This is a genomic window from Litorilituus sediminis (assembly GCF_004295665.1).
Lineage (GTDB): Bacteria > Pseudomonadota > Gammaproteobacteria > Enterobacterales > Alteromonadaceae > Colwellia > Colwellia sediminis.
The window spans coordinates 414,826-434,624 of the sequence record NZ_CP034759.1 but is presented as its reverse complement, the minus strand read 5'-3'; the positions used below and the strand labels follow the sequence as shown (position 1 = coordinate 434,624).

Below are 19,799 nucleotides of genomic sequence, written 5' to 3'. Positions count from 1 at the left end.
ATTCTTGGCCTTTTAAGGAATAAAAAATGGAAAAAAATAGTTGTCGCTGCCCTTGGTTAGATACCTCAAAAGCAGATTATGTTGACTACCATGATAAAGAATGGGGCGTGCCAGTATTAGATGACAATAAAATGTTTGAATACTTGGTACTTGAATCTGCCCAGGCAGGATTAAGTTGGTATACCATTTTGAAACGTCGCGAAGGTTATCGAAAAGCCTTTGCTAATTTTGATGTAAACAAGGTAGCAGCATTTACGCCAGAAGATGAAGCACGCTTAGTAGAAGATACCGGTATTATTCGCCATAAAGGAAAAATAGCTGCAACTGTCAATAACGCTAAGCAATTTATTGCTATTCAACAAGAATTTGGCAGTTTTGTGAAATACATATGGGCATTTGTTGATAACAAAGTTCAGGTAAGCAATATTGATAACCTTGAAGACTACCCTGCTACTAACCATGTATCAGATGCCCTAAGTAAAGATTTGAAAAAGCGTGGTTTTAAATTTGTTGGTTCGACAACAATTTATGCTCACCTGCAGGCAGCAGGCTTAATTAACGATCACAGTAATGATTGTTATCGTAAACAAGAAATCATTGATAGTTATGAATCACTAGGCTTAGCTTGGCAACAAATATAGAGGTTTAATAAATATTTAATTTTTAATAACTTTTGTTTTAGTATTATTTGTATTAGTTACAAATAAACACAAAATATAGCTTAAATTGGCTAGGTTTATACGTAGTAATTTCAAAAACACCGTGCCATAATATGTCACAGAGTTGGTTATTTAGCTAAGTATCAATTAAACCTTGAACTTAACGAAAATGACCTTATCTAAGAAGTATAATAATTTTTAAAGGAAAGATTATGCAATCTAATATGAATTTTCAAACAGCAAGTCAAAGCTCTGCTATTGAAATTAATAAGGTATTGAAAAATACCTATATGTTATTATCAATGACGCTAGCTTTTAGTGCCGTAACCGCTGGTATATCTATGGCGATGAATTTATCGCACATGGCAGCGCTTGTGATGATGTTAGTTGCTTTTGGTTTAATGTTCGTTGTTAATAAGAAAGCCGACTCAGCAAGTGGTATTTACTGGATATTTGCGTTTACTGGCTTAATGGGTGCCTCTTTAGGTCCAATGCTGAATGTTTATGCTGCTATGCCTAATGGCGGTGCTTTAATTATGCAAGCACTTGGCGGTACTGCATTAATATTCTTCGCGCTTTCAGGTTATGCCCTAACAAGTAAGAAAGACTTCTCATTTATGGGTGGCTTCTTAATGGTTGGCTTAATCGTAGTATTGGTAGCGAGCTTAGCGAATATCTTCTTCCAAATTCCTGCTTTGTCTTTAGCAATTAGCGCTGCAGTTATTATGGTAATGTCTGGCTTAATCTTGTTTGATACTAGCCGTATAATTAATGGTGGTGAGCGTAACTATATTCGCGCGACTATTTCTTTATACTTAAATATTTACAACATCTTCGTACACCTACTTCACTTATTAGGTGTATTTAATGGTGATGATTAATTTGCTGCAAAGCTATTAAGCAATCCACCTTATGATATAATAAAAAGCCTCGTGAAAACGGGGCTTTTTTTTGCGTAAAATTTATAGGTAAGTTTGTGAAAAGATTAGCGGTAATGGTGACTACCCCTCCTCACTCTAACTTAACGGTTAGTGCTATTGAGTATGTTGAGGCCGCCTTAAAACAAGGTGTTGAGCTTATAGGTGTATTTTTCTATCAACAAGGTGTTCTACACGCTAATGCCAATGTAGAGATTGCCAGTGATGAGTTTCAAGCAGTGAAACACTGGCTAAGACTCAACAAAGAATACGCACTGCCATTACATTTATGTGTTACGGCAGCAGATAAGCACGGAATTTATTGCGATGACACACCATCAGATAGAGTGAACAATCTTAATAGTGCTTTTATCGTCTCTGGCTTAGGTGAACTTGTAGAGTTAACCAGCTCAGCTGATCGATTAATCCAATTTTAATAGCAAGTTAACCACGATGAATGAATTAGCCATAGTAAACAGTAAAGCTCCCTTCGGTAGCAGCTCAGGTAAAGAAGCCCTTGATATTGCGCTGATATTCGCCTCTTATGAGCAAGGTGTCTCGTTGTTTTTTCAAGGCGATGGTGTATTTCAGCTAAAAGCTGAACAAGATGCTAGCCTAATTTCCATTAAAGATTATCTAAAAACCTTCGCCGCCTTTGACTTTTACGACATTGAACATATCTATGTGTGTGATACTTCTTTATCACAACGTAGTATGAGCAATGATTTTCATATTGACGGTGTAGAAGTGTTAGGCAGTGAAACCTTTGCCGCAAAGCTTAATGAACACAAAACAATATTAAGGTTTTAATGATATGGCAATTTTACATATTGTGCGCAACAGTGGCTTTCAAAGTAATGAATTACAGCAATGCTTAGATATTATTTGTGAAAGTGATGTATTAGTTTTCATAGATGACGGCAGTTATAATGTAAACCACCCTGCGCTCATGAATACGCAAAGCCAATTACCAGGCCTTGAAGTTAAAGTAATGGCGCACCATGCCAGCGCACGTGCAATTGCAATTCCAAACTCAATTGAGGCAATCTCCAATAACGACCTGGTGCAATTAACCTTTCAATTAGATAGAACAATGACATGGCAATAATTTTCAATAACCAAGAAATAGAAACCGATAAGCAAGGCTACCTACTAGATCACACCCTATGGCAGCCAGAATTGGCAGTAATTATGGCAAAGGCCGATGATTTTGCATTAACCCCTGCGCATTGGGAAGTGATTAATTTTGTTCGTGAGTTTTATTTAACCTACAACACTTCACCGGCTATTCGCGCACTAACAAAAGCGATGAAGGCTGAATTTGGTGAAGAAAAATCAAGCAGCCGTTACCTATACCGATTATTTCCTGAAGGCCCTGCCAAGCAAGCAACTAAATATGCAGGGCTACCTAAGCCTGCTAGGTGTATTTAGACTTTTATATTGATGCTATTGCCAAGGTTGGCAGGTAAAGATGGTGTTGTGACATTAATATCTGCTGACTGAATTAACTCTAACGCCATTTGTCCCTGAATTTCTTGATGTGATTTCGCTAACTTAGCGGTTATCGCTTGTTGGCCAGGTGATTGCTCATTGGCAACACTTGGGGTTTGTTCGTTAATTATTAATGACATCGGCTACTCACAATCAATTTATTTTTACTACTGGCTTTGTATCGGCAAGCACTGCTAAACCTTTAGTATTTATAGTTGCTTTAATATTTATAGTTGATCATAAACAAAAACGCTCACCAAAAGTGAGCGTTTTAAATAGCTAATTAACTAAATAAACTATTTAATTAGTTTGCCGGTAATGTTGGTACTGTGATGCCAGCCATTTCAAGCATTACGCGAACAACCTGACAGCTATAACCAAATTCGTTATCGTACCATACGTATAATACAGCGCGATCAGCATCTACGATAGTTGCTTGTGAATCAACAACACCTGCGTAACGTGAACCAACTAAGTCAGTTGAAACAATTTCAGTAGACGCTGTGTAATCAACTTGATTTTGCAGCTCAGAATTTAATGAAATGTTACGTAAGTAATCATTTAATGCTTCTTTGTCAGTCGCTTTTTTAAGGTTTAAGTTCATGATAGCCATTGATACGTTTGGCGTAGGAACACGAATCGCGTTACCTGTTAATAAACCTTTAAGCTCAGGTAGTGCTTTAGATACAGCTTTTGCCGCACCTGTAGTACTAATTACCATGTTTAATGGTGCACTGCGACCACGACGTGGAGCTTTGTGGTAGTTATCAATTAAGTTTTGATCATTAGTGTATGAGTGAACTGTTTCAACGTGACCGTTCTTAATACCAAACTCATCGTTAATCGCTTTCAATACAGGTGTGATAGCGTTAGTTGTACAGCTTGCTGCTGAAACAATTTTGTCTTCAGCTAAGATCATGTCATGGTTAACACCGTATACGATGTTTTTAATGTCACCTTTAGCTGGAGCCGTTAATAATACTTTAGCAACACCTTTTGATTGTAAGTGTTGGCCTAAACCTTCTTCATCACTCCAAATACCTGTGTTATCAACAACAAGAGCATTATCAATACCATGAGCTGTGTAATCAACTTCTGATGGAGATGAAGCGTAGATAACTTTAATAAAAGCACCATTTGCTTTAATTACGTTGTTTTCTTTATCAACCGTAATGCTACCGTTAAAAGCACCGTGAACAGAGTCACGACGAAGTAAGCTAGCACGTTTTTCTAAATCATCATCGCCTTTTGCTGGGCGAATAACGATAGCGCGTAAGTTAAGCTTAGCGTTAGGACCTGTTTGTTCGATTAAAAGACGAGCTAATAAACGACCAATACGACCAAAACCGTAAAGAACAACGTCTTGGCTTTCTTGATCAATATTTTCACGTGTTACAGGTGTTAATTCTTTTTCTAGGTATTGCTCAATTGACAAGTCATTTGCTTGACCTTGATAAAGGTAAGCATAAGCAAGTTTACCGATATCGATGCGTGCTGGTGCTAAAGTCATTTTGCTAAGGGCTTCTACAAATGGGAAGCTTTCACGCAAACGTAACTTGCTTTCTTCATGTAAAGCGACTGATTTGTGCGCTTTAATGATATCAATAGGAGAAGCATTTAATAGCGGACGACCGTAAACAGAAATTTCGATACCTTTATTTCTGAATAATTGTCCTATGATTGGTTGCATATTTTCAGCGAACGTTTGACGCTCTTGCCAGCTTGCTTGATATTTTTCCTCAAGATGAGATGTCATTGCTTGAACCTTTTATGTCAGTCAATTGAACGATAGTCTATTATTAGTGAGTAAACTGTATAATAATAGCGGGTGCTTTAAAATCCTGCGTATTGTAATGTAGTGTGAAATATTTCTCCATAGATTACATGATTATTTTTAATGAATTTTGTAAAAAGATTGTCGAATGAAAACCATCATTTTTGCTCTAGTTTTACCTTTATGTTTAATTGGCTGTGATAACAGCAAAAGTTTGGCTGATCTTTGTCAAGAACATGAAGATATTTGTTCAGAGTTTACTCAAGACAGTTGGTGTAAAGCTGAGCGAATCAATGTTGCCTTTGCGCGATTAGATTTAAAAGAAAAAGCGCAGGATGTGCATAAATTTCATTTATTGGTTGCCTATGAAGACTATATAAAATGTATGAGTTTAGCTTCACAAATTGAGCATCGAAAACTCAAAGAAAAGAAAACTTACCGAACCAATAATTTACTCAAAGCGAAAGCTGCATTAGCTGAATTATCAGATGAAACAGCGACTTCTGAGCACCCTCACCTTTTGTTTTATCACTGGACTAGATATACCGACACCGTTGCCTTAGAAAAGTTTTTGAAGATGGAAGGCAGCAGTATGCTAGAAAATACCACCGCGCAATATCACTTAGCAACGCATTATGTAAAACGAGACATTAAAAAAACATTAGCTTTGTTATTTCATGCACTTGAATTATATGAGCCAGGCACAGTACTTGATCCGGAAATATTTCAAACACTAACCACGATTTTTACTAATAAAGAAAAGTATGAGCAAGCCTATATTTGGTTGAAGATTTACCAGGAAGTAGAAACGGACAGAAAAGAAAGAGAGATTGCCGAGCAATCCCTCAATCTTTATAAAGAGCAATATGGCTTAAATGGTGACTTTCTAGATAAGGTTGCTGATAGCACACTGGATAAAATCTATGATGGTAAGTTTACTGCTCCAAAGTTTTAGCTCGCTTTGAAAAGTAAACTAACGGAGTTGATACAGTAGCGTTTGCCCGTGGGCTGTGGACCATCATCAAAGACATGACCTAAATGGGATTGACAGTTAGCGCAGCGCACTTCTGTACGAACCATATTATGTGAGCTATCTTGGCGATATTCTATCGCGCTATCAGCACTTTGATAAAAACTAGGCCAGCCACAGCCGGCATTAAATTTGTGCCTGCTAGAAAATAGTAGCCTTTCACAGCAAACACAAAGATAATCACCCGCTAACCAATGATCGTTATACTCACCAGTAAACGGTTGCTCAGTAGCAGCTAAACGGCATACTCGATATGCCGCTTCACTTAACTTGTCTTTATAATCGTCGTCGTGCAATTTAACTAACCATCAATTTGAATTGTTTGGCGTTTTTCATCAGACCATTCAACATGAAACTTCTTACCTGCTGGTTTATCAACACGCTCAAAGGTGTGCGCACCAAAGAAGTCACGCTGTGCTTGCAATAAGTTTGCTGGTAACACTTCTGTTCTCACCGAGTCATAATAAGCAAGTGCTGATGATAACGCTCCTGTTGGTATACCTTGCATTGTGGCAGAACAAATTGATTTACGCCAATTCAATTGACGCTCATTTAGTTGTTCAATAAAGAACCTATCTAACAATAAGTTCTCTAACGTTTCATTACGCTCAAAGGCTTCTGTGATCGACTGTAAAAATACCGCACGAATGATACAACCAGCGCGCCAAATCTTAGCAATACTAGCAAAGTCTAATGTCCAGCCATGTTCTTTAGCCGCTAACTTCATTAGTTGAAAGCCTTGAGCATAGGCACAAATTTTAGCGCAGTATATCGCATCATGTAGCTGTTCGATTTGTTGTGCTTTTTCTTCTGCACTAAGCTCTGTAACAACAGGTCCATTTAATTGTGTACTTGCTTCAACTCTTAACGCTTTAAATGATGATATTGAACGGGCGTACACAGCTTGTGCAATGGTTGGTGCAGGGCAACCAACTTCTAAACTGCTCATGGCTGTCCATAAACCTGTGCCTTTTTGTCCTGCTTTATCGAGAATTAAATCAACTAAAGGCGTGTTAGTATCAGAACAATCTTGGCGTAATACCTCAACAGAGATCTCCATCAAGTAACTATCTAGCGGGCCGCTATTCCACTTTTCAAAAATATCAGCAATTTCTAGGGTAGATAAACCTAAGCCTGATCTGAGTACATGATAGGCTTCACAAATAATTTGCATATCAGCATATTCAATGCCGTTATGGACCATTTTCACGTAATGGCCAGCACCTGCTGGGCCTATGTATGCAGCACAAGGCTCACCTTCTTCAATGATTTCACCAGGATTGGTACGTTCTAACGGCTTACCTGTTGTCGCATCTACTTTCGCTGCAATCGCTTCCCAAATAGGTTTAACTCTCGCCCAAGCATAAGGTGAGCCACTTGGCATTAATGAAGGACCAAATCGAGCCCCCACTTCACCACCAGATACTGCTGAAGAAAATAATAAGAAGTTACTTTTGTATTTTTCTTCTCTTGCTACGGTATCTACCCACAAGCTATTACCCGTATCAATAATAATATCGTCTGGCTGTATGCCTGCACCAATGAGGTTTTCACAGACTTGGTCTACAGGGCTACCGGCTGGAACACTAAGTACAATAAGATGCGGTGCCTTTAGCTGAGATAATAATTCGGTGTATGAAGAGCAGCCAAAAACTCGCTGCTTGCCAGTGGTGTTTTCCAGTTCATCTTGTGCTATTGCCGACTGAACCTTCTCATCAGATAAATCAAAAGCGGCAATATTAAAGCCATTATCTGCTAAGTTTAATACGAGGTTTTTACCCATTACGCCTAAACCAATAAAGCCAATGTCACATAAAACTTTATCTTGCGTCATAAATCTTTCCTTTCTAAGGTCGAGAGTGATGTTAGTTATTTTTTTATTATGATTATTTGCGCGCTATTCTAACATGCAATTTCAAAAGTATCGTTCAAAAAAACAAGTTTTCTGCACTTAAAAAGCAATTATTTAGTAAAATTACAAAAATAACTGACTAAAATTAAATTTATGTTAGTAAAAATCATCTTTAACTTGAATTATTTTTAAAATGATGTAATTTTACTACATATAAAAGTTAAGAGGTTCTCCCATGAAGATTAAAGTTGGAATTAACGGTTTTGGCCGTATTGGTCGTTTTGTATTTAGAGCTGCTACTGAACGTGATGATATTGAAGTAGTAGGTATTAACGATCTTATTGATATTGAATATATGGCTTATATGTTGAAATATGACTCAACACATGGTCGCTTTAAAGGTACTGTTGATGTTGAAGGCGATACCTTAGTGGTAAACGGTAAGCCTGTACGTGTTACTGCTGAGCGCAACCCTGCGAATTTAAAGTGGGATGATATTGATGTTGACGTAGTGGTTGAATCAACCGGTTTATTCTTAACAGATGAAACTGCACGTAAACACATAGAAGCTGGTGCAAAACAAGTGGTACTTTCAGCTCCTTCTAAAGATGATACACCTATGTTTGTCTGTGGTGTAAACCTTGAAGAATATGCCGGCCAAGATATAGTTTCAAACGCTTCCTGTACAACAAACTGTTTAGCGCCAATCGCCAAAGTACTTAACGACAACTGGGGTATTGCAGACGGCTTAATGACGACTGTACATGCAACAACCGCGACACAAAAAACGGTTGATAGCCCATCTGCAAAAGATTGGCGTGGTGGCCGAGGTGCAGGTCAAAATATCATTCCATCTTCAACTGGTGCTGCTAAAGCGGTAGGTAAAGTCATTCCTGAGTTAAATGGCAAATTAACAGGTATGGCATTTCGTGTACCTACCCCAGATGTATCTGTGGTTGATTTAACAGTAAACCTGAAAAAACCAGCAAGTTATGATGAAATTTGTCAGGCAATGAGTGCTGCTGCTGAAGGTGAGTTAAACGGCGTACTTGGTTACACAGAAGATGCTGTTGTTTCTAATGACTTTATTGGTGAAACCTGTACTTCAGTATTTGATGCCAAAGCTGGTATTTCATTAACAGATACTTTCGTTAAAGTGGTATCTTGGTATGATAATGAAATCGGTTATTCAAACAAGGTGCTTGATTTAGTAGCCTATGTTCACCAATACGAAAAATAAATTTTGTAATTAAATTTCATCAAATAAAAAGGGTTAAGCGAAAGCTTAACCCTTTTTTGTGATCGGGAATATTAATTGCAATTAATAGCTAATACCAGTTAGCTCTTAATGGATAAGTTAATTTGTTGAAGTACACTTTGTGGATCAGCAGCCTTAGTAATTGGTCGACCAATCACTAAGTAGTCTACACCAACATTTATAGCTTGCTCTGGCGTCATGATGCGCTTTTGATCATCAGTACTTGCTCCAGCAGGACGAATGCCTGGCGTAATTAATTTAAAATCTTTGCCAAAGTTTGTTTTAAGCTGCTCAGCTTCCCAAGCAGAACAAACAACCCCGTCTAAGCCACTTTTTTGTGTAAGACTTGCCAATGACATAACTTGCTCAGCCGGTGTTTTTGCTATCCCTAGCCCGTTTAAATCTTCTTGACCCATACTGGTTAAAACCGTGACAGCAATCAGTAATGGCGCATCGTCACCAAATTGACTTAGCGCTTCACGCGATTTAACCATCATTTGTTCACCGCCACTGGCGTGAACGTTAACCATCCACACACCAAGATCAGCTGCTGCAGTAACAGCTTTAGCGACTGTATTTGGAATATCGTGAAATTTTAAATCTAAAAAAACATCAAAGCCCTTACCTGTTAATTGCTTTACAAACTCAGGCCCGAAATAAGTAAACATCTCCTTGCCTACTTTGAGACGAGCATCACTTGGTTCAATTTTATCAACGAAAGATAAAGCGTCTGCTTTTTTATCAAAGTCTAATGCGACAACAACTTTTGGATCGTTCATGTATTTTTCCTATTCTTTATTTCTTTCAAACAGCCGTAGCTGTTTATAAGCTTAATTAAATATAGTTGCTATTGGTGTTTATTCACCTTCTAGGCCACGTACTGGTTTTAACTGCTCCCACTCATGACAAGAAGGACATGACCAATAATGAGTCGAGCTATTAAAACCGCAACTTCGGCAACTATACCTATGTTTTATATTGATATATTCACTAATTAATTCTTTAATTAAATCTAAACTTGTATTGTTAACAACGTCATCAGATTGTTTCATTTGCATTTTGACAAAGTGTTGAAAACCGCGAATAGTTGGTCTTCGCTTTAACGCAGTTAAAATAAATTCTTTTGCTTTACCATCACCATGTTGTTGACTGACATAAGTTAAATAACAAATTAATGCACTTGAACTTGCTGTTTCGTCATAAACTTTTTTAATAAACTTGTAAAACTCATCTTCGGCATCAAGTTTTTGGTAACAAACAAACATTGGCTCAATAACATCTGGGAAAAACTCTTTATCTTGATGATAAATATCTTGATAACATTGCGCCGCTTGATGACATTGCTGATGATTTTCATAGATCTTAGCCATGAGCCAATTTGCCCGACACGAGTTGGGATCTAAAATTAATGCCTCTTCTAACAACTCAATGACTTCTCGATACTTGTCTTGCTCAAATGCTGAGGTTGCCAGTTCACAGTAAAAATTTGCTAGGGTGTGTAAAATGCGTTTGTCGGCAAGTTTAAGTGCCAGCTTTTTATGTGTTAAACCTTGCTGCCAATCTTTGGTTGATTGATATATTTGCAGTAAAAATGTTAATGACTTTAAGCCATACGTTTTCGACTTTAAAAGTTTAGAAAACATTTTTTCTGCCCGATCATATAAACCAGCGCTTAAAAAATCTTTGCCTAATTCATATACTGCTTGTTGCTTATCTTTCGTTGGTAAGTGCCCTAATCTTACTAGATGCTCATGCACTTTTAATGCTCGGTCTAACTCACCGCGTTTGCGAAATAAGTTTGCCATAGCAAAATGCGCTTCTACGCTATCATCTTCTACTTTTAAGGCATCAAGTAATGAGTCTATAGCTTTATCTTCTTGATTAGAAAGTAAATAGTTTAATCCTGTTGAATACTTAATTGATAAATCTTGCTTTGCCGTTTGCTGATTTTGCTTAACACTATTACGCCCCATAAACCAACCATAGGCCATGGCAACAGGTAAAAGTAAAAAAAGTAATTCAATCATGGAGTTGGTATTTATTGTTCTTGAATTTGTTTATTGGCAATCGCTTTTTTGCCTTTGCGAATAAGTCGCCATAAAATCGTGATCAGTAAGCCTAATACAAAGCCTATGCCGGTAAATAGACTAACTGCTGCGGCAACCGTCATTTCACTGCGAGCAATCAGGTAATTTAACGTTAACATTTGCTCATTCTGACTGCCGAAAATAAATGCAATGGCGATTAACACGATAATCAAAAATAATGTGATATATAGTCTCACGTTATATTACCTTATTTGTTGAATTTAAATAAAAAAACGGCGTACAAATATGCACGCCGTTTATTATCTAATTTCTATAATCACTTTGCAATTTAAGCTGCAGAAAGATTCACTCTTTCGCGTAATTCTTTACCAGGCTTGAAGTGTGGAACATATTTACCACTTAACTCTACAGACTCACCAGTTTTTGGGTTTCTGCCAACTCTTGGTGCTCTATAATGTAATGAAAAACTACCAAAACCTCTAATTTCTATACGCTCACCTTTAGATAAAGATTGCGCCATCAATTCAAGAATTTCTTTAATAGACTTTTCAACATCTTTAGCTGATAAATGTGATAATTTATCTGCCAGTCTCTCAATGAGTTCTGATTTGGTCATTTGACCCTCCAGTATTCACGTAGCACCGCGCTAAAGTTAGCTTCGCGCTAAGGTTAAGAAAATGAGAAGAGCAATTCACCCTTCTCGCTTAGTTGTAAAAGTAACTAATGTATATTAGTTTTGAGCGTTTTTAAACGCTGCTGCCATAGCACTTAAACCAGTTTCTTCAGCTTGGTTTAAGTTATCCATAGCTTCACGTTCGTCAGCTTGATCTTTCGCTTTGATTGATAAGCTAATAGTACGGTTCTTACGATCCACACCCATAAACTTAGCTTCAACATCATCACCAACTGAAAGAACAGTTGTTGCATCTTCAACGCGATCAACAGAAATGTCAGCTACACGTAGGTAACCTTCAACGCTTTCTGCTAATTCAACTTTAGCGCCTTTAGCATCAACTTCTACAACCTTACCTGTAACAATAGCACCTTTTTTCTTATCTGTCAGATACATATTGAAAGGATCGTCTTCAGCTTGCTTAACGCCTAATGAAATACGCTCACGCTCTGGGTCAACTTGAAGTACGATAGCTGTGATTTCGTCACCTTTCTTGTAATCACGAACAGCTTCTTCACCGCCGTTCCAAGAAATGTCAGATAAGTGAACTAAACCGTCGATACCACCGTCAAGACCGATGAAGATACCAAAGTCAGTGATTGACTTGATCTTACCTGATACTTTATCGCCTTTGTTGAAGTTCTTAGCAAATTCTTCCCATGGGTTAGCAATACATTGCTTAAGACCAAGAGAAATACGACGACGTTCTTCGTCAATTTCTAATACTAATACTTCTACAGTGTCACCTAAGTTAACAACTTTAGATGGGTGGATGTTCTTGTTAGTCCAATCCATTTCAGAAACGTGAACTAAACCTTCAACGCCTTCTTGGATTTCAACGAAACAACCGTAGTCAGTTAAGTTAGTTACGCGACCAGAAAGCTTAGAACCTTCTGGGTAACGGTTAGCAATAGCTACCCATGGATCTTCGCCTAACTGCTTCATACCTAGAGATACACGAGTACGCTCACGGTCGAACTTCAATACTTTAACTTGGATCTCATCACCAACGTTTACGATTTCACTTGGGTGCTTAACACGCTTCCAAGCCATATCAGTGATATGTAGTAAACCATCAATACCGCCTAGGTCTACGAATGCACCGTAATCAGTAAGGTTCTTAACGATACCTTTAACTTCTTGACCTTCAGCTAGTGACTCAAGTAATTCGTCACGCTCTTGGCTACCTTCAGCTTCGATAACAGCACGACGAGAAACAACAACGTTATTACGCTTTTGATCAAGCTTAATAACTTTGAATTCTAAATCTTTACCTTCAAGGTGAGCAGTGTCACGTACTGGACGTACATCTACTAATGAACCCGGTAAGAAAGCACGAATGTTGCTAACTTCAACCGTGAAACCACCTTTAACTTTACCGTTGATAACACCGATAACAGTTTCTTTTTCTTCGTATGCTTTTTCAAGCACTTGCCATGCTTCGTGGCGTTTTGCTTTTTCGCGAGAAAGAATTGTTTCACCGAAACCATCATCTGTAGCGTCTAAAGCAACATCGATTTCATCACCAACAACAACTTCTACTTCACCAGCAGAGTTTTTAAATTGGTCAATTGAGATAACACTCTCAGATTTTAAGCCAGCATCAACAATTACATTGTCTTTGTTAACTTGAACGATAGTACCACGGATAATTGAACCCGGGCGTGTTTCGATTTCTTTCAAACTTTCTTCAAAAAGTTGTGCAAAATTTTCAGTCATAACTTGTCTATAAACTCAGTTATTAATCCACTCAACATTCATGTTTCATGGGGTTGTTAAAATAGCCCAGTGCATCCTTACAGTAGGCATCATTAATTAAATTCTTAGTAGCATAACTATAGCTAATTATCGCTAAAAAACACTATTAAGAGGTGTGTTGCATTTGTGTTAACTTTTCATTCGCAAATGATAAGATTTTATTGACAACTTCCTGTATAGAAAGATCAGTAGAATCAAGTGTTAACGCCCCCTCAGCTGGCACAAGCGGCGCCACCTTGCGGTTTTGATCTCGCTCATCTCGTTGACGTATGTCAGCCAAAAGGCGCGTGATTTTAACATCAAAGCCTTTTTCTTTCAACTGATTATATCGTCTTTGCGCTCGCTCTTCCGCGCTAGCAGTTAAAAATACTTTAACTGGAGCTTGGGTAAAAACCACAGTGCCCATGTCTCTGCCATCGGCAACAAGCCCTGGAGCTACGCTAAACGCACGCTGTCTTCTAAGTAGAGCTTCTCTTACACGTGGAAACGCCGCTACCTTCGAGGCTAGCTCACCTATTTCTTCCGTACGTATGGTATCGGTAACATTTTCGCCTTCTAAAATTACTTTGCTCTCTCCTTGGCTACTAATTTCAAATTGCACATCTAAGTGTGCAGCTAAAGGGATTAAAGGCTCTTCATCATCTAAGCTTACTTCATGATGCTGTATTGCTACTGCTAAAACACGGTAAATTGCACCACTGTCTAATAAGTGCCAACCTAATTGATCAGCAACAATTCTTGCAACAGTGCCCTTACCAGCTCCACTTGGTCCATCAATGGTAATGACTGGAGTGTTTTCCGGCATACATAATTCTCCTAACATCAAAATTCGGCGAGATTATACGGGATTAATCCAGTAAAATCGCTAAAAATAATATTCTCTAACAAAATTAACAGGAAACTTGTGCTAACTTATCAAAATAATCAGGGAATGTTTTCGCTGTACATTTAGGATCATTAATGGTTACCGGCGTATCACTTAAGGCCACTAGCGAAAAACACATAGCAACACGGTGATCGTTATAAGTATCAATTGCTGCATGTGTTAATGATTCAGGCGGCGTAATGGTAATATAATCTTCACCTTCTTCTACTTCTGCCCCTACTTTACGAAGCTCAGTTGCCATCGCATTTAAACGATCTGTTTCTTTAACTCGCCAGTTATAGATATTGCGAATTACTGTAGTACCTTTAGCAAAAAGTGCCGCAGTTGCGATGGTCATTGCTGCATCAGGGATATGGTTCATATCAAGATCAACCGCAGTTAATGGCTTACCTTTTACAGTAATTGATTCATCATGCCATATGACTTCTGCGCCCATTTTTTCCAGCACATCAGCAAAGTATTTATCGCCTTGAACGCTCAATTTACCGACACCATGTACGGTAACTTCGCCGCCTTTAATGGCACCAGCAGCTAAAAAGTATGAAGCAGAAGAAGCATCACCTTCAACCATATAGCGCTCTAACGCTTGATATGATTGACCGCCTTTAACAACAAAGGATTGATAATCATTATTTTGTACATTCACACCAAAACGCGACATTATATCTAGAGTAATATCTATATAGGGCTTAGAAACTAACTCACCTTCAATTTCAATTTCGGTATTTGTCGCGAGTAATGGTGCAATCATTAATATCGCCGTTAAAAATTGGCTAGAGATTGAACCATCAATACTGACTTTAGAGCCGTTTAGTGGCTGACCTTTTATCTTAACGGGGGGATAATCTTTATTTTCCAGATAGTCAATATCGGCATTTAACTGGTTAAGTGCATCAACTAAATGGCCAATTGGCCTTTCTTTCATGCGTGGCTCGCCAGTTAAAACAAACTCACCATGACTTGCTGCAAGCGCTGCACATAGTGGTCGCATTGCAGTACCAGCATTACCTAGGTAAAGCTCTAGCGGCTCAGTAGCACTAAAAAAGCCGCCATTACCCGTTACAGTACATTCTGTGCCACAATCACTTAACTGATAGTCAATGCCTAAACTTTTTAATGCATTGAGCATGTGGTTAATATCATCACTGACCAAAAGGTTAGTGATTTTAGTTGTACCATGAGCTAATGCTGCAATTAAAAGTGCTCTATTAGACAAACTTTTTGACCCAGGTAAAAATACCTCGCCATTGATTTTTTCAATGGGCTGTAATGTTAGCTGCTCCACCTTAGCAAACCCTCTTTTCAAATTTCTTCATAAACTCAGTTAATGCAATAACTCCTGCTAACGGCATGGCATTATAAATACTTGCTCTCATACCACCAACTGAGCGGTGACCTTTTAATGCTGTTAGCCCTTGCTCTTCAGCTTCTTGTAAAAATTGTCCATTTAAAGAATCATCCGATAACCAAAATGGTACATTCATCTTACTGCGATATTCAGGGGCAATATGATTTTGATAAAAATCGCTTTCATCAATTACGCGGTATAGTAATTCTGCTTTAGCCTTATTGACCTGTTCAATTGCACTGACACCGCCCTGTTCTTTTAACCATTGAAATACTAAGCCCGCTAAATACCAGGCATAGGTCGGTGGTGTGTTATACATAGAGTCGTTATCTGCTGCGGTTTTGTAATTCATAATACAAGGGGTTGCAGCTTGTGCTTGACCTAGCAAGTCTTCTCTGACTATAACGATAGTTAAACCTGAAGGACCTATGTTTTTCTGTGCCCCTGCATAAATTAACGCAAACTTAGTCACATCAATTTCATGTGACAAAATAGTCGATGACATATCTGCAACTAAGGGAACACCGTTTGTTTCAGGCACTTCATTAATTTCTATGCCATTAACGGTTTCATTAGGACAATAATGAACATAAGCGGCATTTGGATTTAATGGCCAGCTTGATGGCTCTTGTACCGTGGTGTTTTCACCTGTTTTGGTGATATCTATAACATTAATATCGCCAAACTTTTTTGCTTCGCTTGCTGCCGATTTTGACCAAGAGCCTGAAATGATATAATCAGCCGATTTACCTGCTGGTAATAAGTTTAAAGGCACAGCAGAAAATTGTCCTCGACCACCGCCATGACAAAATAATACTTTATAATTATCAGGTATTAACATTAATTCTCGAAGATCGGCTTCTGCTTGTTTTGCCATCTCGATATAAATACCACTTCGATGACTTAACTCCATAACAGAGCTACCGGTACCTTGCCAATTTAGAAATTCTTGTTGGGCTTTTGCCATAACAGGTGCTGGCAACATGGCAGGACCTGCACAAAAGTTATAAACGACTGACATTTTTCTTCCTACTAACACTAATGACTTTATAAGCGCGCTTTAACAAAGCGCTATTCATTTTCTAAATAAACTTGCCTCTATAAGGCATAAAAAAGGCGGTAATTACCGCCTTTTAAGAGAATAATGTTTGAAGCTATTCTTGCGCTTCATCACTCGCGTCGCTCGCTTCTTGCTGCGCGCTTTGCTCTGAGTTTACATTATCTTCTGAGCTAGCTTCACCTTCTAATATTTCTTCTGGCTCTTCTATCTCATCAATTCGTTGTAAGGCAACTACATGCTCATCATCAGCGGTACGTATCATACGAACACCTTGGGTATTTCGACCAATTACGCTCACTTCATTAACACGTGTTCTTACTAAGGTACCGTTATCAGTAATAAGCATGATTTCATCTTGCTCTTCTACTTGAACTGCACCAACAACCGGACCATTACGTTCACTGACTTTAATGGATACAACACCCTTAGTTGCACGACTCTTAGCCGGATATTCAGCTAAGTCGGTACGCTTACCAAAGCCATTCTCGGTAATCGTTAAAATTGGCCCATCGTTCTTAGGTACAATCAGTGATACAACTTTTTGATCACCTTCTAGTTTCATACCGCGAACACCAGTACCGGTTCTACCGATAGGTTTCAGTGCCCAGCGCTGTTCACCCGTTTCTGGATCAATCTTAATTTCACCCGTTTCACTGTCTTTCACTTTCTCATTAAAGCGAACAACCTTACCTGCGTCTGAGAACAGCATAATGTCATTATTACCATCGGTAATATCAACACCAATAAGAGTGTCATCATCGCGAAGATTTAAAGCGATAATACCATTTGCTCTTTGATTAGAGTACGCAGTTAAGGCTGTCTTCTTCACTGTACCAGATGCGGTTGCCATGATAATAAACTTATCTTCTTCGTACTCTCTAACTGGCAAGATAGCTGTGATACGTTCATCCTGCTCTAACGGCAGAATATTAACAATTGGGCGACCACGCGATGTTCTACTTGCTAATGGTAACTGGAATACCTTCAACCAATACAATTTACCGCGATTTGAGAAACATAAAATCGTATCGTGAGTATTAGCAACTAATAATCTTTCGATGAAATCTTCTTCTTTCATCTTAGTCGCAGCTTTACCTTTACCGCCTCGACGCTGCGCTTCATAATCAGATAATACCTGATACTTCACGTAGCCTTCATGTGACAAGGTTACCACAACATCTTCTTCTGTAATTAAGTCTTCTAATGATAAATCATGCGATGCATTAGTGATTTCAGTACGGCGCTCGTCACCAAATTCTTCTTTAATTGCTTCTAACTCTTCGCAAATAACTTCCATTAAACGCTCAGGGCTAGCTAAAATATGCATTAATTCAGCAATTAGGTCTAATAACTCTTTGTACTCATTTAGAATCTTTTCGTGCTCTAAGCCACTTAACTTATACAATTGCAATTCAACAATCGCTTTCGCTTGCTGTGCAGTTAAGTAATAGATGCCATCGCGAATACCATATTCGTCTTCTAACCATTCTGGGCGTGCTGCATGTGTACCGGCACGCTCTAACATGCCACTAACATTACCAAGCTCCCAACCTTGAGCGGTAAGCTTTTCTTCGGCTTCTTTTCTTGAGTTAGACTCTTGAATTAATTGAATAATAGGTTCAATGTTCGCTAATGCGATAGATAAACCTTCTAAGATATGTGCTCTATCTCTGGCTTTGCGAAGTTCGAAGATAGTACGGCGGGTAACCACTTCACGGCGGTGCAGTACAAACGCTTCTAACATTTCTTTTAAGTTGAATATTTTCGGCTGACCATTTGCTAAGGCAACCATATTCAAACCAAAAGAAACTTGCATTTGTGTTAGCTTGTATAGGTTATTAAGAACGACTTCACCTACTTCACCTCGCTTAACTTCAATTACCATACGCATACCGTCTTTATCAGACTCATCACGTAAAGCTGAAATGCCTTCTAAGCGTTTTTCTTTCACTAGCTCAGCCATTTTTTCAATTAGGCGAGCTTTGTTTACTTGATATGGTAACTCGTGAACAACAATGGTCTCTTTACCTGTTGATTCATTTACTTCAATTTCTGCACGGGCTCTAATCTTAATCTTGCCACGGCCAGTGCGGTAAGCTTCTTGAATACCAGCACGACCACTGATAATACCTGCGGTAGGAAAATCAGGACCTGGTATATGTTCAATTAACTCATCAATACTAATATCGTTGTTATCAATAAGCGCTAAACAACCATTGATTACCTCTGTTAAGTTATGTGGAGGTATATTGGTTGCCATACCTACAGCAATACCAGAGGAACCATTGACTAATAATGCAGGAATTCGCGTTGGCATTACGGCTGGAATATGCTCAGTACCGTCATAGTTAGGTACAAAATCAACGGTTTCTTTATCTAAGTCCGCTAGAATTGAATGGGAAATTTTATCCATTCGAATTTCGGTATAACGCATTGCCGCTGCGCTATCACCATCGACAGAACCAAAGTTACCTTGGCCATCTACTAGCATATAACGCATAGAAAACGGTTGCGCCATACGTACTATGGTGTCGTATACAGCAGTATCACCATGAGGGTGATATTTACCTATTACATCACCAACAACACGAGCTGATTTTTTATAGGCTTTATTCCAGTCATTTCCTAATACATCCATTGCGTATAACACACGACGGTGTACCGGCTTTAACCCATCACGAACATCAGGTAAAGCACGCCCTACAATTACACTCATAGCATAATCTAAATAGGAGGTTTTTAATTCATCTTCTATATTAACTGGAAGTATTTCTTTGGCCAGATCGGACATAAATCGACGGTATCCCTTAACTTAAACTAGGTATCAATGAATATGGACATTGTCAGGTCATTAATACCATTAAAATACAAAGATTTTTATTGTTATCTTATTTACTATAAATTAGTAATCAACGCTGCATACTAGCACAATTTTTTCCGATGCCATACTGCTTTATTACATCCCCTTTCAAGCGGCTATAAAACGTACTAATCGCTATGAAAAAGCGGCTAACTTTGATCTATTTTCTTTGTTTAAAAATCAGT

At 38.4% G+C, this 19,799-nt stretch carries 21 protein-coding genes; 8 read left to right on the top strand and 13 right to left on the bottom strand.

The annotated features are described in order from the left end of the window. The first annotated feature begins 26 nt into the window (after positions 1 to 26). From EMK97_RS01975 to EMK97_RS01950, 6 genes are all read left to right on the top strand, one after another. Positions 27 to 641, top strand: coding sequence for a DNA-3-methyladenine glycosylase I (locus tag EMK97_RS01975; protein WP_130598956.1), 615 nt, complete (start codon positions 27 to 29; stop codon positions 639 to 641). 230 nt (positions 642 to 871) lie between these two features. After that, positions 872 to 1,540, top strand: coding sequence for a Bax inhibitor-1/YccA family protein (locus EMK97_RS01970; protein ID WP_211342260.1), 669 nt, complete (start codon positions 872 to 874; stop codon positions 1,538 to 1,540). A 95-nt stretch (positions 1,541 to 1,635) separates the two neighbouring features. Continuing rightward, complete coding sequence (gene tusD / locus EMK97_RS01965; RefSeq protein WP_130598954.1) at positions 1,636 to 2,013, top strand: sulfurtransferase complex subunit TusD; 378 nt, start codon at positions 1,636 to 1,638, stop codon at positions 2,011 to 2,013. Positions 2,014 to 2,029: 16 nt separating this feature from the next. Next, positions 2,030 to 2,386 carry a sulfurtransferase complex subunit TusC gene (gene tusC, locus EMK97_RS01960; RefSeq protein WP_130598952.1) on the top strand — a complete coding sequence of 119 codons (357 nt, stop codon included), beginning with the start codon at positions 2,030 to 2,032 and terminating at the stop codon, positions 2,384 to 2,386. A gap of 4 nt (positions 2,387 to 2,390) precedes the next feature. Beyond that, positions 2,391 to 2,684, top strand: a complete 294-nt coding sequence (gene tusB / locus EMK97_RS01955) for a sulfurtransferase complex subunit TusB (protein WP_130598950.1) — start codon at positions 2,391 to 2,393, stop codon at positions 2,682 to 2,684. Next, the gene (locus tag EMK97_RS01950; RefSeq protein WP_130598948.1) at positions 2,675 to 3,007 is read left to right on the top strand and encodes a TusE/DsrC/DsvC family sulfur relay protein; all 333 of its coding nucleotides are present in this window, start codon (positions 2,675 to 2,677) and stop codon (positions 3,005 to 3,007) included. The genes tusB and EMK97_RS01950 overlap by 10 nt, the downstream gene beginning before the upstream one ends. Here the strand turns inward: EMK97_RS01950 and EMK97_RS01945 are convergent. Further along, positions 3,004 to 3,207, bottom strand: a complete 204-nt coding sequence (locus EMK97_RS01945) for a putative motility protein (protein ID WP_130598946.1) — start codon at positions 3,205 to 3,207, stop codon at positions 3,004 to 3,006. The genes EMK97_RS01950 and EMK97_RS01945 overlap by 4 nt on opposite strands. A gap of 164 nt (positions 3,208 to 3,371) precedes the next feature. Continuing rightward, positions 3,372 to 4,823, bottom strand: a complete 1,452-nt coding sequence (locus EMK97_RS01940) for a glyceraldehyde-3-phosphate dehydrogenase (protein WP_130598944.1) — start codon at positions 4,821 to 4,823, stop codon at positions 3,372 to 3,374. Positions 4,824 to 4,989: 166 nt separating this feature from the next. On the opposite strand from EMK97_RS01940, the gene EMK97_RS01935 reads away from it, so the two are divergent. Beyond that, positions 4,990 to 5,796 carry a DUF2989 domain-containing protein gene (locus EMK97_RS01935; protein ID WP_130598942.1) on the top strand — a complete coding sequence of 269 codons (807 nt, stop codon included), beginning with the start codon at positions 4,990 to 4,992 and terminating at the stop codon, positions 5,794 to 5,796. Here EMK97_RS01935 and msrB read toward each other — a convergent pair. Next, the gene (gene msrB, locus EMK97_RS01930; protein WP_130598940.1) at positions 5,793 to 6,167 is read right to left on the bottom strand and encodes a peptide-methionine (R)-S-oxide reductase MsrB; all 375 of its coding nucleotides are present in this window, start codon (positions 6,165 to 6,167) and stop codon (positions 5,793 to 5,795) included. The genes EMK97_RS01935 and msrB overlap by 4 nt on opposite strands. 5 nt (positions 6,168 to 6,172) lie before the next feature. Next, positions 6,173 to 7,705 (bottom strand): NADP-dependent phosphogluconate dehydrogenase, encoded by a 1,533-nt coding sequence (gene gndA, locus EMK97_RS01925; protein WP_130598938.1) that lies wholly within the window; start codon positions 7,703 to 7,705, stop codon positions 6,173 to 6,175. A 253-nt stretch (positions 7,706 to 7,958) separates the two neighbouring features. Between gndA and gap the strand changes: the two genes are divergently transcribed. Next, positions 7,959 to 8,963, top strand: a complete 1,005-nt coding sequence (gene gap, locus EMK97_RS01920; RefSeq protein ID WP_130598936.1) for a type I glyceraldehyde-3-phosphate dehydrogenase — start codon at positions 7,959 to 7,961, stop codon at positions 8,961 to 8,963. 98 nt (positions 8,964 to 9,061) lie between these two features. Here gap and pyrF read toward each other — a convergent pair whose 3' ends face one another. From pyrF to gyrA, 9 genes are all read right to left on the bottom strand, one after another. Beyond that, positions 9,062 to 9,760, bottom strand: a complete 699-nt coding sequence (pyrF, locus tag EMK97_RS01915) for an orotidine-5'-phosphate decarboxylase (RefSeq protein ID WP_130598934.1) — start codon at positions 9,758 to 9,760, stop codon at positions 9,062 to 9,064. 78 nt (positions 9,761 to 9,838) lie between these two features. Beyond that, a complete protein-coding gene (gene lapB, locus EMK97_RS01910; RefSeq protein ID WP_130598932.1) occupies positions 9,839 to 11,008 on the bottom strand; it encodes a lipopolysaccharide assembly protein LapB in 1,170 nt (389 codons plus the stop codon). Positions 11,009 to 11,019: 11 nt separating this feature from the next. Next, positions 11,020 to 11,265 (bottom strand): lipopolysaccharide assembly protein LapA domain-containing protein, encoded by a 246-nt coding sequence (locus EMK97_RS01905; protein ID WP_246028854.1) that lies wholly within the window; start codon positions 11,263 to 11,265, stop codon positions 11,020 to 11,022. A 92-nt stretch (positions 11,266 to 11,357) separates the two neighbouring features. Further along, positions 11,358 to 11,645, bottom strand: coding sequence for an integration host factor subunit beta (gene ihfB / locus EMK97_RS01900; RefSeq protein WP_130598930.1), 288 nt, complete (start codon positions 11,643 to 11,645; stop codon positions 11,358 to 11,360). A 114-nt stretch (positions 11,646 to 11,759) separates the two neighbouring features. Next, complete coding sequence (rpsA, locus tag EMK97_RS01895) at positions 11,760 to 13,421, bottom strand: 30S ribosomal protein S1 (protein WP_130598928.1); 1,662 nt, start codon at positions 13,419 to 13,421, stop codon at positions 11,760 to 11,762. 145 nt (positions 13,422 to 13,566) lie between these two features. Beyond that, the gene (gene cmk, locus EMK97_RS01890; protein ID WP_130598926.1) at positions 13,567 to 14,265 is read right to left on the bottom strand and encodes a (d)CMP kinase; all 699 of its coding nucleotides are present in this window, start codon (positions 14,263 to 14,265) and stop codon (positions 13,567 to 13,569) included. Positions 14,266 to 14,350: 85 nt separating this feature from the next. Further along, entirely contained in the window at positions 14,351 to 15,631 is a 1,281-nt protein-coding gene (aroA, locus tag EMK97_RS01885) for a 3-phosphoshikimate 1-carboxyvinyltransferase (protein ID WP_130604337.1), read from the bottom strand. A 1-nt stretch (position 15,632) separates the two neighbouring features. Further along, positions 15,633 to 16,715 carry a 3-phosphoserine/phosphohydroxythreonine transaminase gene (gene serC, locus EMK97_RS01880; protein WP_130598924.1) on the bottom strand — a complete coding sequence of 361 codons (1,083 nt, stop codon included), beginning with the start codon at positions 16,713 to 16,715 and terminating at the stop codon, positions 15,633 to 15,635. A 133-nt stretch (positions 16,716 to 16,848) separates the two neighbouring features. Next, the gene (gene gyrA / locus EMK97_RS01875) at positions 16,849 to 19,545 is read right to left on the bottom strand and encodes a DNA topoisomerase (ATP-hydrolyzing) subunit A (RefSeq protein ID WP_130598922.1); all 2,697 of its coding nucleotides are present in this window, start codon (positions 19,543 to 19,545) and stop codon (positions 16,849 to 16,851) included. Positions 19,546 to 19,799 lie beyond the last annotated feature (254 nt).